Annotated in this window: 12 protein-coding genes; 2 read left to right on the top strand and 10 right to left on the bottom strand. The window is 53.5% G+C overall.

The genetic code is table 11. From position 1 onward, the window contains the following. Window positions 1–54 precede the first annotated feature (54 nt). Complete coding sequence (mpl, locus tag ACJHW7_RS21500) at window positions 55–1,428, bottom strand: UDP-N-acetylmuramate:L-alanyl-gamma-D-glutamyl-meso-diaminopimelate ligase (RefSeq protein ID WP_001219792.1); 1,374 nt, start codon at window positions 1,426–1,428, stop codon at window positions 55–57. 175 nt (window positions 1,429–1,603) lie between these two features. Between mpl and fbp the strand changes: the two genes are divergently transcribed. Next, entirely contained in the window at window positions 1,604–2,602 is a 999-nt protein-coding gene (fbp, locus tag ACJHW7_RS21495; RefSeq protein WP_000853753.1) for a class 1 fructose-bisphosphatase, read from the top strand. 32 nt (window positions 2,603–2,634) lie between these two features. On the opposite strand, the gene yjfF is transcribed toward fbp, so the two are convergent. From yjfF to ytfQ, 4 genes are all read right to left on the bottom strand, one after another. Continuing rightward, window positions 2,635–3,630 carry a galactofuranose ABC transporter, permease protein YjfF gene (gene yjfF / locus ACJHW7_RS21490; RefSeq protein WP_021557472.1) on the bottom strand — a complete coding sequence of 332 codons (996 nt, stop codon included), beginning with the start codon at window positions 3,628–3,630 and terminating at the stop codon, window positions 2,635–2,637. Continuing rightward, entirely contained in the window at window positions 3,617–4,639 is a 1,023-nt protein-coding gene (gene ytfT, locus ACJHW7_RS21485) for a galactofuranose ABC transporter, ATP-binding protein YtfT (protein ID WP_001313531.1), read from the bottom strand. Before ytfT ends, yjfF begins: the two co-directional genes overlap by 14 nt. A 13-nt stretch (window positions 4,640–4,652) precedes the next feature. Beyond that, entirely contained in the window at window positions 4,653–6,155 is a 1,503-nt protein-coding gene (ytfR, locus tag ACJHW7_RS21480; protein ID WP_021557471.1) for a galactofuranose ABC transporter, ATP-binding protein YtfR, read from the bottom strand. 139 nt (window positions 6,156–6,294) lie between these two features. Further along, the gene (gene ytfQ / locus ACJHW7_RS21475; RefSeq protein ID WP_000265933.1) at window positions 6,295–7,251 is read right to left on the bottom strand and encodes a galactofuranose ABC transporter substrate-binding protein YtfQ; all 957 of its coding nucleotides are present in this window, start codon (window positions 7,249–7,251) and stop codon (window positions 6,295–6,297) included. Between the two features lie 309 nt (window positions 7,252–7,560). Between ytfQ and ppa the strand changes: the two genes are divergently transcribed. Next, window positions 7,561–8,091 carry an inorganic diphosphatase gene (gene ppa / locus ACJHW7_RS21470; protein ID WP_000055072.1) on the top strand — a complete coding sequence of 177 codons (531 nt, stop codon included), beginning with the start codon at window positions 7,561–7,563 and terminating at the stop codon, window positions 8,089–8,091. Window positions 8,092–8,170: 79 nt separating this feature from the next. Here the strand turns inward: ppa and chpB are convergent, their stop codons facing one another. The 5 genes from chpB to tamA all read right to left on the bottom strand — a co-directional run bounded on the left by chpB (window position 8,171) and on the right by tamA (window position 14,832). Continuing rightward, window positions 8,171–8,521 carry an endoribonuclease toxin ChpB gene (chpB, locus tag ACJHW7_RS21465; protein WP_000239579.1) on the bottom strand — a complete coding sequence of 117 codons (351 nt, stop codon included), beginning with the start codon at window positions 8,519–8,521 and terminating at the stop codon, window positions 8,171–8,173. Next, a complete protein-coding gene (chpS, locus tag ACJHW7_RS21460) occupies window positions 8,515–8,766 on the bottom strand; it encodes a type II toxin-antitoxin system antitoxin ChpS (protein ID WP_001223208.1) in 252 nt (83 codons plus the stop codon). The genes chpB and chpS overlap by 7 nt, the downstream gene beginning before the upstream one ends. Before the next feature lie 212 nt (window positions 8,767–8,978). After that, window positions 8,979–9,320, bottom strand: a complete 342-nt coding sequence (locus tag ACJHW7_RS21455; RefSeq protein WP_001219160.1) for a gamma-glutamylcyclotransferase — start codon at window positions 9,318–9,320, stop codon at window positions 8,979–8,981. Window positions 9,321–9,322: 2 nt separating this feature from the next. Beyond that, a complete protein-coding gene (gene tamB, locus ACJHW7_RS21450) occupies window positions 9,323–13,102 on the bottom strand; it encodes an autotransporter assembly complex protein TamB (protein ID WP_410233577.1) in 3,780 nt (1,259 codons plus the stop codon). Then, window positions 13,099–14,832 carry an autotransporter assembly complex protein TamA gene (gene tamA, locus ACJHW7_RS21445; RefSeq protein ID WP_001269327.1) on the bottom strand — a complete coding sequence of 578 codons (1,734 nt, stop codon included), beginning with the start codon at window positions 14,830–14,832 and terminating at the stop codon, window positions 13,099–13,101. Before tamA ends, tamB begins: the two co-directional genes overlap by 4 nt. Window positions 14,833–14,837: the final 5 nt, after the last annotated feature.

Genomic DNA, 14,837 nt, shown 5'->3' with positions numbered 1-14,837 from the left:
TGCGGCGTGAACGCCTTATCCGGCCTACGCACACTATATCAGGCTAAGGCCGAATTACTGCGCGGCTTCCGCTTTCTTCGCCAGACCATCCAGCAGTTTCTGATGGATCCCACCAAAACCGCCGTTGCTCATCACCAGAATATGGTCGCCAGGCTGAGCGGTTTTCACCACCATATCTGCCAGCGTATCCACATCGCCACTCCAGTGTGCAGGCTGAACGCAGGCTTCTGCCACTTCTGCCACCTGCCACGGAATATGCGCCGGTTGCAGCAGGAAGACTTCATCGGCACGACCTAAAGAAGGTGCCAAATCGTCTTTGCAGATCCCCATTTTCATGGTATTCGAGCGCGGTTCCAGCACAGCAATAATGCGCGCCGTACCACCAACTTTGCCACGCAGCGCCGCCAGCGTTGCCAGAATCGCCGTCGGGTGATGGGCAAAATCGTCATATACCGTGACGCCATTCGCTTCACCACGCAACTCCAGACGGCGACGAGCATTAATAAACGAACCCAGCGCGTTAGCGGCATCTGCCGGCGCTACACCAACATGGCGAGCCGCTGCAATCGCCATCAGGCCATTGTGCATATTATGTTCGCCTACCAGCGACCATTTCACTTCGCCCACTTTTTCGCCATCCAGCAAAACTTCCCATTCGGAAGCATCGGTGGTCAGCTTTTTCGCCTGCCAGTGACCCTGCTCACCCACCAGCTCCTGCTCGCTCCAGCAGCCCATCGCCATGGTCTGTTTCAGGTTGATGTCGTTTTCTGGCCAGATAATACGGCCCTGCCCCGGAACGATACGCACCAGATGGTGGAACTGTTTCTGGATCGCTTTCAGGTCGTCAAAGATATCGGCGTGATCGAACTCAAGGTTGTTGAGGATCAGCGTACGCGGGCAGTAATGGACAAATTTAGAGCGTTTGTCGAAGAAGGCGCAGTCGTACTCATCCGCTTCGATAACAAAGAAGTCGCTTTCGCCCAGACGCGCCGAAACCTCAAAGTTCCCCGGCACACCGCCGATTACAAAGCCCGGTTTGTAACCACACTGTTCCAGAATCCAGGTCGCCATTCCCGCGGTGGTGGTTTTGCCGTGTGTACCGGCAACGGCCAGCACCCAGCGGTCGCGCAGCACAAAATCGTGCAGCCACTGTGGACCTGACATATAAGGGATGTTTTTTTCCAGTACCGCTTCCACACACGGATTTCCACGGGTCATGGCGTTGCCAATAATCACCAGATCCGGCTGCGGATCGAGCTGGCTGGCATCGTAACCCTGAATCAGTTCAATGCCTTGCTTCTCAAGTAAGGTGCTCATCGGCGGATACACATTGGCGTCCGAACCCGTTACTTCATGGCCTAACTGGCGCGCCAGCATCGCCAGACCGCCCATAAACGTGCCACAAATTCCTAAAATATGAATGCGCATACGTCACTATCCTTTTTTAATCTGCCGCTCATTTTACGCATATGTCGGGCAAGTGAGAAACGCATTTCAGGATAATCCGCAATTTGCTGGCGCGATTCACCTGAGCGCAACATTGAGATTATTTGTTAAGATTGTTGCGGTCGCTTTACTCCATAAACATTGCAGGGAAAGTTTTATGAAAACGTTAGGTGAATTTATTGTCGAAAAGCAGCACGAGTTTTCTCATGCTACCGGTGAGCTCACTGCTTTGCTGTCGGCAATAAAACTGGGCGCCAAGATTATCCATCGTGATATCAACAAAGCAGGACTGGTTGATATCCTGGGTGCCAGCGGTGCTGAGAACGTGCAGGGCGAGGTTCAACAGAAACTCGACTTGTTCGCTAATGAAAAACTGAAAGCCGCACTGAAAGCACGCGATATCGTTGCGGGCATTGCCTCTGAAGAAGAAGATGAGATTGTCGTCTTTGAAGGCTGTGAACACGCAAAATACGTGGTGCTGATGGACCCCCTGGATGGCTCGTCCAACATCGATGTTAACGTCTCTGTCGGTACCATTTTCTCCATCTACCGCCGCGTTACGCCTGTTGGCACGCCGGTAACGGAAGAAGATTTCCTCCAGCCTGGTAACAAACAGGTTGCGGCAGGTTACGTGGTATACGGCTCCTCTACCATGCTGGTTTACACCACCGGATGCGGTGTTCACGCCTTTACTTACGATCCTTCGCTCGGCGTTTTCTGCCTGTGCCAGGAACGGATGCGCTTCCCGGAGAAAGGCAAAACCTACTCCATCAACGAAGGAAACTACATTAAGTTTCCGAACGGGGTGAAGAAGTACATTAAATTCTGCCAGGAAGAAGATAAATCCACCAACCGCCCGTATACCTCACGTTATATCGGCTCACTGGTTGCGGATTTCCACCGTAACCTACTGAAAGGCGGTATTTATCTCTACCCAAGCACCGCCAGCCACCCGGACGGCAAACTGCGTTTGCTGTATGAGTGCAACCCGATGGCATTCCTGGCGGAACAAGCGGGCGGTAAAGCGAGCGATGGCAAAGAGCGTATTCTGGATATTATCCCGGAAACCCTGCACCAGCGCCGTTCGTTCTTTGTCGGCAACGACCATATGGTTGAAGATGTCGAACGCTTTATCCGTGAGTTCCCGGACGCGTAATCTCCTGCGCCTCTCCACACGGAGAGGCGTTTTTATTGCTGCGCAATGTTGACTCTTGTCACTGGCGAACTCTGACGATTCTCCCACAGCACCGTTAACCCACGCTGTAATGCTATAAAAATAAACAACAAAATACCGATGGCGATTTTCGTCCACCATGAGCTCAGCGTGCCATCAAAGTTTATGTAAGTCTGAATCAGTCCCTGAATCGCCACGCCAAAAAGCGTCCCTAATACCGTTCCAACGCCACCGCTCAAAAGCGTACCGCCAATCACCACTGAGGCGATAGCGTCCAGTTCCACACCTACGCCCGCCAGCGCATATCCGGCCTGGGTATAAATCGAGAAGACAATCCCCGCCAGCGTTGCCAGTCCGGTGGAGAGCATATAAATGCGAATAGTAGTGCTACGGGTAGAAATCCCCATCAGGTTTGCCGACGTCGCATTGCCGCCAATGGCGTATACCTGATTACCAAAACGGGTACGATGCGCGAGGAATATGCCGATAACCACCACCGCCAGCATCAGCAGCCCCATCGCACTTAAGCGACCGCCGCCAGGGATTTTCCATACAAGGCTTGAGAGCGTGTCATAAACAGGATGGTTTATCGGGATCGACTCTTCTGAGATGAGATAGCTGACACCGCGCAAAAAGAACATCCCTGCAAGGGTAATGATAAATGCCGGGATCTTCAGGGCGTCGATCAAAAGCCCCATAAATGCGCCGAAGGCACAGCCCATCACCAGCACCAGCGGAAACGCCAGCAGCGGTGAGAGACCGAAATCTCCAATCACTTTTGCCAGAAACACGCCGGTAAAGGCGATCACCGAACCGACGGAGAGATCGATCCCACCGGAGAGGATCACAAAGGTCATGCCAACGGCAATGATCCCAAGAAAGGCGTTATCGGTCAGGATATTGCAGATCACTCTTGTGGAAGCAAAACCGGGAAACTGGGTCAGGCAGTAAAGATAACCCAACACAAAGACGCCGATGGTGATCATCAGTGGCAAATTACGTTTTATCACGGCTACGTACTCCTTTAATCAGACTGATAAAGCGTTGCGACTGGACAATCAGCACGCAAAGAACCACCACCGCTTTTACAACCTGGTTCATCTCTGGCGGAAAGCCCGAAAGCAAAATTCCGGTGTTCATCCCCTGAATAATCAGCGCCCCCACCACCGAAAGTAGCAGGTTAAAGCGCCCGCCCATCAGCGATCCGCCGCCAATCACCACCGCGAGAATGGCGTCCAGCTCCAGCCATAACCCGGCGTTATTGGCATCGGCACCGCGAATATCCGCCGCCACGATAATGCCCGCAATCGCCGCACACAGCCCGCTCAACACGTAGGTAAGCATGACGATGATCCGCGTGTTTACCCCGGCATTTTTTGCCGCCCGAATGTTGATACCAACGGCTTCGATAAACATCCCCAGCGCCGTTTTGCGGGTCAACAGCCAGAACAGGATAAGCGTCAGCACCGCGATAATGACCGGCGTTGGCAGGAACAACAGCGATCCACTGCCGAACCATGAGAGATCCGGCGAGTTAAACGTGACGATCTGCCCGGCGGTGATCAGTTGCGCCACGCCGCGCCCGGCGACCATCAGGATCAGAGTGGCGACAAACGGCTGAATTTTGAGGATCGCTACCAGTATGCCGTTCCACAATCCCGCCAGGATGCCGGTGCCCAGGGCGCTTAACAAAACAATCGGCAGGCTGAATCCCGCGACCGTCATCGCAGCCGTTGTGGCTCCGGCGATAGCCATCACCGCCCCTACGGAGAGATCAATCCCACCGGTGGCGATCACCAGCGTCATGCCAATCGCCAGTAACGCAACGGGAGCTGCACGGTTAAGAATGTCTATGGGGCTACCGAACAAACGCCCATCCTGAAGCACCACCTGCCAGAAATGCGGGGCTACCAGGCTATCGACCAGCAGCACCAGCAATAGTGCTACCAGCTGCGGCATCCCCGTCGGCCAGCGAAAGCGCCTTTTTGGCGTAGTGGTGTCCGGAAGAGATTGAGGCATCACACTGTTCTCCTTACGCCGCAATGGCGTTCATGATCGCCGGAACGGAAAGCTCTGCCAGCGGGATCTCCGCCACCTGTTTGCGATCGCGCATGATGATCACCCGGTCGGCATAGCCCACCAGTTCTTCCAGTTCGGAGGAGATCACCAGCAGCGCCAGACCATCGGCGCATAGCATTTCAATCAGGCGGATGATCTCGGCGTGCGCACCAACGTCAATTCCACGCGTTGGCTCGTCGAGGATCAGAAATTGCGGACGAGTCAGCAGCCAGCGAGAGAGCAGCACTTTTTGCTGATTGCCGCCGGAGAGAAATTCAATCGGTTGTTCAGTGGAAGGGGTGCGAATGCCAAGCTGGCGGATAAAGCGTTCGGCAATCTCTTGCTGTTCTTTGCGGGAGATCGGTCGCAGCCAGCCGCGCTGGGCCTGTAGCGCGAGGATGATATTTTCCCGCACCGAGGCAGCGGCGATGATGCCATCGGTTTTCCTGTCTTCCGGGCAGAAGCCGATACCCAGTACCGACGCCTGATGTGGCGATCGCAGGGTTTGCGGTTTGCCTTTGATCAACGCAGTGCCGCTGTCAGCAGGTTTGATACCGAAGATCACTTCGGCGGTTTCGGTACGTCCTGATCCCAGCAAGCCAGCCAGACCGACGATCTCGCCGGGGCGTACTTCGAGATCAAACGGTGCGATCGTTCCTTTTTTGCCGTAATTTTTGAACGCGGCAACGGGTTTGTCGCTCAACAATGTTCGCCCGGCACGCTGTAGCGCGTGGGTATCCAGCTCGCGCCCCAGCATCATTTTTACCAGTTCGATCTGCGGTAGCTCGCACGTTTCCCGACAGCCTACGAAACTGCCGTTGCGTAAGACGGTGATCCGATCGCTGACCTGATAGACCTGATCGAGAAAGTGAGTGACAAAAATCAGGCTGACGCCGCGATCGCGCAACTGACGCATCAGGTCAAACAGTAACTCCACTTCCTGGGTGTCGAGACTGGCGGTGGGTTCATCGAGGATCAGCACTTTGGCAGAGAGATCGATAGCCCGGCAAATAGCGACGATTTGCTGCATCGCCACCGAAAAACGGTTGAGCGGTTCGCGCACGTCGAGGGAGAAACCGTAAGATGCCATCAGTTCGGTGGCGCGCTTTTCCATCTCTTTGCGGCGTAGAAGGCCGAAGCGTTTGGGTTCGCGGCCTATAAATAGATTATCAGCGACCGACATATTGGGTAGCAGGTTGACTTCCTGATAGACGGTGCCAATGCCGAGTTGTTGCGCGTGGGCGGTATTTTTCGGTGAGATAGCCTGGCCTTCCAGCCAGATGGTGCCGCGATCGGCGTGGTATACACCAGTTAATGCTTTGATTAGCGTTGATTTTCCTGCCCCGTTTTCACCGAGCAGCGCCATGATTTCGCCACGGCGCAGGCTGAAATCAACGTTGTCTAACGCTTTGACGCCGGGGAAAAATTTACTTAATCCTTCGGTGCGGAGGATCTCCTGGTGTTGGTCGGTCGTCATGGTTTCCCCCGGTGTAAAGCGTGCTCCCAGTAGGCATGATAAGACGCGGTAAGCGTCGCATCAGGCTTCAGTGCACCATCGCCGGATGCGGCGCGAGCGCCTTATCCGGCCTACGAATCGGCATCAGGCATAGCAACCCTCAATACCCCATATTTTTCTTCTTCTCTAACTCTTCTTTTGCGGTATCAGGCAGGTAAAGGGTGGATTTGGTTAACGTCAGCTTTTCAGGCATGGTGCCGTCTTTTTTGTATTTCTCCAGCGCGTCGAAGGCGGGACCTGCCATATTCGGCGTCAGTTCAACGCTGGCGTTCGCCTCGCCATCAATCATCGCTTTGTAGATGTCCGGTACACCGTCAATGGAACCCGTGAGGATATCTTTGCCCGGTTTCAGGCCCGCTTCTTTAATTGCCTGAATTGCACCAATCACCATGTCGTCGTTATGGGCGTAAACCATGCAGATGTTTTTGCCGTTGTTTTCCGCTTTGATAAAGCTCTCCATGACTTCTTTGCCTTTACTGCGGGTGAAGTCACCTGACTGCGAGCGGATGATTTTGATATTTGGCGCATTCTTAATGGCTTCGGCAAAGCCTTTCTTACGGTCAATGGCGACGCTGGCCCCAACGGTGCCCTGCAGCTCCACCACGTTGCATGGTTTGCCATTCACTTCTTTTACCAGCCAGTCACCGATCAACTTACCTTCGAGGATGTTGTCGGCAGTAACGGTGGTCATATAGAGAGATTTGTCTTTCACATCGATGGAACGGTCGAGCAAGAAGACCGGGATTTCGGCATCTTTCGCCTCTTTTAATACCGGTTCCCAACCTGTCGCGACCACCGGAGCGATAAAGATCGCATCCACCCCTTGCGCGACGAAGGAACGTACCGCTTTAATCTGGTTTTCCTGCTTTTGCTGACCATCGGCAATTTTCAGCGTAATTCCGCGTTTTTCGGCCTCACTTTTCGCCACATTGGTTTCTGCAGCGCGCCAGCCGGATTCCGATCCGACCTGCGAAAATCCTACGGTTAATGGAGCGGCCAACGCCATAGACGACATGGCTGCCGAGACTGCAGAGACTACAAGTAAGCGTTTCCACATAGGGTTGTCCTCGTCGGGGTAATTATTATTGGTGAAAAGATGTTCGCGGAAAAACTATAGACAATTCGTTATGTAACGGATTGCGTTACATCACACTTCATAAAAGTAAATAAAACGTTAATCACAAGTTTGTAATCGCTTTCATCTCACTATGAAAAATGCGGCTACGGTTATGGATTTTCCTGCTCTGTATACCGTCTTAAAACTGGCGAAAAAGGAAAATGAAGACGAAAACAAGCGAAGACATTCGGCGCGAGTTGGCTATAATACTCGGCACTTGTTTGCCACATATTTTTAAAGGAAACAGACATGAGCTTACTCAACGTCCCTGCGGGTAAAGATCTGCCGGAAGACATCTACGTTGTTATTGAGATCCCGGCTAACGCAGATCCGATCAAATACGAAATCGACAAAGAGAGCGGCGCACTGTTCGTTGACCGCTTCATGTCCACCGCGATGTTCTATCCGTGCAACTACGGCTATATCAACCACACTCTGTCTCTGGACGGTGACCCGGTTGACGTACTGGTCCCGACTCCGTACCCGCTGCAGCCGGGTTCTGTGATCCGTTGCCGTCCGGTTGGCGTTCTGAAAATGACCGACGAAGCCGGTGAAGATGCGAAACTGATTGCTGTTCCGCACACCAAGCTGAGCAAAGAATACGATCACATTAAAGACGTTAACGATCTGCCAGAGCTGCTGAAAGCGCAGATCGCTCACTTCTTCGAGCACTACAAAGACCTCGAAAAAGGCAAGTGGGTGAAAGTTGAAGGTTGGGAAAACGCAGAAGCCGCTAAAGCTGAAATCGTTGCCTCCTTCGAGCGCGCAAAGAATAAATAAGTTCTTATAGCGCAATAACCCTGAACACCGGGCTTCGGTTAGTAAGGGTTTTTTTATGCCCGCGATAAATAAACACACCTTATTCCACCACCGCCTGCAAGCGTAATAACGCCTCTTCCACCACCTCATCCGCAGCCAGACCAATACGCTTTGCCAGCCGGGCGCGTAGATCCATCATCCGCACCTGATTCACCAGCACCACGCCGTGCACATCGCCTTCTTCGCAATGTAAAGGAACGCTAAATCCGGCATAACGGGCAAAATTTCCGCCCTGCGTAATGGGGGCCACCAGCGTCATTCCCAGTTGATTAAAGGCTTGAACGGAGAGCACAAGCGCAGGTCGACCAGCACCTTGCTGTTCATGGCCGCTTGCTGGATCAAAGCCAACCAGCACAATGTCTCCCCGTTCAAATTCACTTTTCTTTACCATATTTCGTCACCCGCAGGGGTGGATTTACCCCAGACATCCTGCTCGCTAAGTTCCGCGGCGTTCATGTCACACTGTGCCAGCAGTTCATCAAGCGAGTAGCGCCTGGAGATGGGTGTCAGAATCAGTTGGTTGTTGCTCACCTGCGCTTCCACGCTCTGCCCCGGCTGTAAGTTAAGTTCTTTCATTACGATATTGGGAATGACCATACCTGCACTGTTCCCCCATCTTTTTATGGTAATACGCATCTGCACCTCCTTAAGTTATACAAAGTATAACTCACGGTGCTACAGGAAACGTTTTACCCCTGCACATTTGTGAACGCCAGCAGAGTTTTTTATGCGATTGCAGATATGGAAAGCGGCTCGGAGAGAAAAGCAAAAGATGGAAAAGTTACAAAAAAAAATCGCGAGATACATCGCATAAAACAACGCCACCCGAAGGTGGCGTGCTTTTATTATTACTTATCCCTGTCTAACCAGTCGCCGCTTTCAATTAGCTTTAATCCATCGACGGGTCGTTGATAAACGTACATCCATGCACTCCCGTACGGCGTCTGAATCAACTGGCGCGCGTATTCACCGCCCCTGGTGCGCAAGGCATCAAGTTCGGCCAGCGTGGCGTTGTCAATACGATAAACTTCACCGTGTACTGTTCCGTTCCCCGGAACTGCGCCTGGATAGTGGCCCAGGCTATACAACTGGTAGTTATCGATACTGAAATCGCCCAGTAACTGGGCATTGGTCATCCAGTGACTGTTGCCTTGTTTGTGGCGTAAACTGCCGTAGACAAATATTCGCATTGCTAAAACTCGAACTGATAGAGCAAATCCAGTGCCTGGTCTACACCAGACACGGCTTCCAGATATAGCTTAGGCATCAGGCGATAACGTAACGTGAGTGTTGCTATAGAGTCAAATATACCCACGCCGTATTTCACTTGCAGACCTGGCAATACATAGCCGCTGACCACTACCTGGGAGGAGTCGCCTACTCCCAGGGTGTCGAGCGCTAAATTGCTTACGCCAAACGTCTCGCCGATTTTACCCACAATCTGGCCACTTTGCGCAACCCCCAGGCCAATCAGCATTGAGGTCATCGCCGCACTGTCGCTCTGATCGCTCTCCAGCCCTTGTCCACGTAGCAAATAAGACAATGCAGCTTGTTGCGACATAGCCGGGTCAGAGAAGATCTCCGCTTTCGGTTCGTCCGCCAGACCAGTGACGCGAACTCCGGCGATTACGTCGTCTTCTGTAGCATCCGGGTTACGAATAGCTTCAATATTAAGATACGGTTGATCCGGCGGACCAGAGAACAGTAACTCACCCTTACGCACAATCAGATCCTGACCATAGGCATGGAAGCGCCCTTCAGGGATGTTGATCTGCCCGTTCAGGCCCAGCCCTTGTTTGTCCTGAACGACGTTAAGATCGCCCGTCAGCCGCGCTTTCAGGCCAAAGGCGTCAATGCGCACATTATTGCCAACGTGGACAATCAGGTTACTGTTAATCGGAATCGACGCCGTTTTCGGCTCTTCCGGTTGCAGGTTATCGTTAAGCATCACCACATCGCTGGAGACGCCTACTGCGCTTTCCGGCAGATCGTGCACCACGATGCGCGCCCAAGGGACATCCACGCGACCATCGAGGGTAAACAGGTTTGGTGTAGCCTCGAATACAACATCTGGCGATACATCCATTCGTACCATCGGCGGCACGGTGATCCGCACTTTACTGCCTTTCGCCGTTACCCGCGCCCGCCAGTTTTCAATTTGGCTCCAGTCGGCATCACCGTTCAGGTAGATTTCACCCTGCTGGGTCCGTACTGTACCGGCAAGCGTCGAGCGCATACCGTTAAAGTTGACCGCAAGCTGGCTCGGTTGCATATCAAACGGCATAAAGTTGCCGTCGATATCCACACCCGTAACCTGAAGCTGACCAAACAACTGCGGGCTTTGCACATCACCACCCAGACGCAAGTTGGCACTCACCATCCCCGCTGCTTTTTCCCCACGGGTAAAGATGGGGTTTATCATCGCAAGGTTGAAGTTACGGATATTGACGTTGCCACCAAGATTACGGCGGCCTTGCGGATCGGTCACCTGCACCTGTCCATCAAACTGGCCGTTATTGGTCAGGCGGATGGTCCAGCCCAATTCGGCACGGTTGTTACGCAATTCCGCCGTCAGATTCAGCGTCTGAAACGCCACGGGCAGCGCCGCATCGTTGACGGTTTGCGTTACCTGCACGTTACGCCCCGAAAGGGTGATACTGCCCTGCGGCAGCCCCTCTTTCGTGGTGTCCCAGGCAACATCCGCTTTACCCGTGAAGATACCGCTGGCCTGAGTGGTTTCTGGCATAAACGGTTTCAGCATGGCGAGGTCGAAGCGGTTGAGATTCACCACCGCACGCCCTTCGGCCCCCGCATCGATAGTTTGCGGCACGCACAGCTCCGCATTCGGGTTAAGCCAACAGTGTGGCCCGATGCTGATTTTTTGCTCCTTATTGCGGTAATCCAGCGCAATATCGCGGGTCAGCGACCACGGGCCGACCGGCGTCTGGAAGCGGGTATTGCTAAGAGTTCCCTTCCAGCGTTCTTCTTTGCGATCAAAACTTCCTGCCAGATTAAGCTGCCCGGAGACAGGCTCGCCCTGAATCCGCAACTGTAGCTCGTGCTGCTTTTCGCTGCCTTTGGCATTCAGGGTGACGAGGTTGATATTTACATCCGGCTGCGAAATTTGCTCAACGCGTACGTCGAGTTTACCCGCAATCTGATCGGTGGATTTGATATCGCCTTCCACGCGAACCTGCGCCACGGAAAGTTCCTGCCAGCGCAGGCCGCGCGCGGTGATATCTGCCAGTAGTTGTGGCGCTTCCACCGTGCCGCGTACTTTCACCAACCCTTTCGCTGTACCGCCAAGCCCCGGCAGCGCGTTATCCAGCCCCGGCGCGTTGATGGTGGCATCAAGATTAAGATCTTTTACCCCCAGCTCGCCTTTCACTTCGGCACTGTTTGGCCCGAGTTCCAGATGCAGTCCAGGGATCATCCACTGCATATAACTGTTGCCTTTCAGCGTGCCGTCAACGTTCACTTTGTTCTGTTTGACGTTACCGGTCAGCTTCAGTTCTGGCACCTCCATCTGCCAGGTGCCGCCGTACAGGCTACCGCGGGTTTTAATCAAGCCATTGAGTTTCGACGGCCACTCCGGGAACTCTTTGGCGGTGTTAATGCCATTAAGCGTTAGCTCACCGCGCCAACTAATGGCCTGTTGCCAGTCGAGCAACGCCTTGAGTTCAGTTTTCCCTTCCAGCGCCGCGACGGTGAGTTTGTCGAGATTGACCTGCTGTTCATTACCTTTGGCGTCGAGGGTAATAGTCGCGGGCGGAATCTCCTGTCCCTTCACTGCCGTACGCATAGAGAGCGTGTAATCGGTCATTTTGCCGGTAAGTTTCAGTTTCAGATCATCCGCCTGATACTGCTTCTCACCAGTGAACGGCCAGTAAATCTGTTTGCTGTTCACTTCCACGTTGAGCGGCAATCCGGCTTCCGCCAGTCGCGTCTGGGCGCGTAAATCCATATCCACCGGACCGGAAAGATTAACGCCAATCTCCAGCTGTTCGCGCAGCGCGCCGCCCACTTTCAGCTTCACTTTTTCACCTTTCAACGGCTCCACGTTCAGTGTACTGTTGAGAGTGATGTCCACCGGCCAGTTGTCTGACAGCTGCGCCGTGCCGCTGGCGTTGACGATCCCTTGACTGGAATCGATATCCAGGGCGTCCAGTTTAGTATTGCCGTCAATGCTGCTCACTTTCAGCAGCATGGTGCTCACGGTGATGTCCGTGTCGCCCGTCACGCGCAGCTGCTCGCCCTTAAACTCTTCAATGTTCAGGTTAAGCGGCAAATGCACGTCGGTCATTTCCGGCAATACCGGGCGAGAAAAGAGATCTTTCAGCGTTTCGCCGAGCGGCTTTTCCTCCGGCTGCGGATTTTCAATTTTCGGTTCGACCACTTCTTCCTGCGCCACTTCCGCCACTTTCGGCAGAGCAATCAGCAGGCCTTTCAGCGACGTCGGTTTCAGGGTCAGGGTTTTCTCCTGCCAGTTCAGGCCGGAGGTGAAGTCCATCACCGATACCGTGGTGTCATCAATCTTGATGTTGACGTTGTCCAGTGCCACCCGTGTCAGGGTGATGGGATACGGCGTGGAGAGATCCAGCGGACCGCTATCTTCCTCTTCTTCAACCTGTTCAGAAGGGGGCATTTTTTTGCTGTCGATATTGACCTGGATGTCTTTCAGCGCCAGATCATTAATACAAACACTGCTGTTCCACAGGCACTCAAGCCCGACCGCCAGATGCAGATTGCCTGCTTTTACCGCCACGCCTGGCTGCTCATAACGAACGTCAGACAAGGTGAGATCGCGCCAGCCGCCGGTGACCTTGCCAATATCCAGTCCTGGCACCCAGCGATCCGCCGCTTTAAATACCAGATGCAGGCCGCTGGTGGTGCCCACCAGAAACGCCACCGATCCCAGCAACAGTAAGATAACGATAACCACGCCGAGGCTGATTTTTTTCCATAAACTCATAATTCTGGCCCCAGACCGATGTAAAACTGTAACCCGTGTTCGTCTTTATCCGCGACCGGTACGGCAAAATCGAGTTTGATTGGCCCGACCGGCGATTCCCAGCGTACGCCGACCCCGGTACCGGTTTTAAAGTCGCTGCGGCGAATATCGCTTACCGCTTCGCCACTATCGACAAACACCGCGCCCCACCATTTTCCGGTCACGTTGTACTGGTACTCCAGCGATCCGGTTATCAACTTCGAGGCCCCTTTCAGGTCACCGTTGGCGTATTTCGGAGCGATAGATTTGTATTTGTAGCCACGAATACTGCGGTCGCCCCCGGCGAAAAAACGCAGATCCGGCGGTACTTTGTCGAAATCACCGGTTTCAATCCAGCCCAGCGTGCCGCGTGTCACAAAACGATGGCGATCGTACAGTGTGCGGATCCAGACGTTTTGTGCCTGGAAAACGGAGAAATCGACATCTGAGCCCCAGGCAGTGTTGGAGTAGTCGATAGAGTAGCGTTGCGAGTCGCCCCAGGTTGGCATCAGGCCACCACGAGAACGCGTGCGGCTAATCATCACCCCAGGATAAAACAGCATCGTGGTGTTGGTAATTTCACCCTGGGTAAAGTGGTCGAGACTCCAGCGCAGGTTAATGGCACGCTGCCAGCCGCTGGAGAGATCCCAGTAGCGAGAAGCCACCAGCGTAGTGGAGTCAGACTCGGTATCGTTCAGGTCAGTGCGCTTAAAACCGCCCTGCACCAAATAATATTGTTCCAGTGGATTCTTCAGCAGCGGCATTTTATAGCTGAAGTCGAGGGTCTGTTCCGGCGCGGAAATACTGGTACTGGTGGTCAGACTGTGACCATAAGAGTTCATCCACGGCTTTTTCCACGTCGCTTTCACGCGCGGTCCCACGTCCGTAGAGTAACCGACCCCGGTTTCGATGGTGTTTTCTGTTCGCGGCGAAACCACGCCCGTCAATGGTAATACTTTCGTTTCGCGCGCTTTATCAAATTGTGGAGCCACCACCACCGAGTTAAACCAGCCGGTAGCAGAAAGTCGGCGGTTCAGTTCTGCCAGATCTTTCGATTCGTACTCATCGCCCTCTTTAAACGGCACCAGATTTTGCAGGTATTCATCGCGGATTTGTGATCCTTCAAAGGTCACATGCCCAAAGCGGTAACGTTCGCCACTGTTATAATCAATATCCCAGAAGGCTTTATGCAGGCCGAGCGCAATGCCCAGCTGCGCTTTGGTAAATTCGCTATCGAAATAACCTTTACGCAACGCAATGCTGGTTAAGGACTTTTTGAAATTTTCATAATCGCCCTGGTTCAGTACCGTACCAATAGCCGGGCGAGTATCGAGCAATTTCAAATAGTCTTTATCGGTCCGCGCGCCGCCGCGCAATACCACATCGGTGCCGCCAATTAACACCGGCACGCCTGGCGTGACTTTGGCGATCAATACCTGCCGCCCTTTCTTTGGCGGTGGACGGAGATCAAATTCAATGGTCGGCTGGTAATAACCCAGCGCTTTCAGACCTTCGCGGATAGCATCATCGACGCGTGCGCGAAAGCGACGGTCTGGCGTCACTTCATCACTTTCAATCGTAGAAAGCTGCGCACGAACGTTCTTTTCCAGCTGTCCCGATAACCCCTCGACCTGTAGACGGACGTTCGCGGCGACGGCAGATCCGCTTAAGCAGAGTAAGCTTACACAGCATAACTGTCGGATATAGCGCACATTTT

Origin of the sequence: Escherichia sp. WS1152, assembly GCF_046487665.1 — a bacterium.
Classification (GTDB): domain Bacteria; phylum Pseudomonadota; class Gammaproteobacteria; order Enterobacterales; family Enterobacteriaceae; genus Escherichia; species Escherichia coli.
The sequence above is the reverse complement of the archived record's forward strand: the minus strand, read 5'-3'. Positions and strand labels throughout refer to the sequence as shown.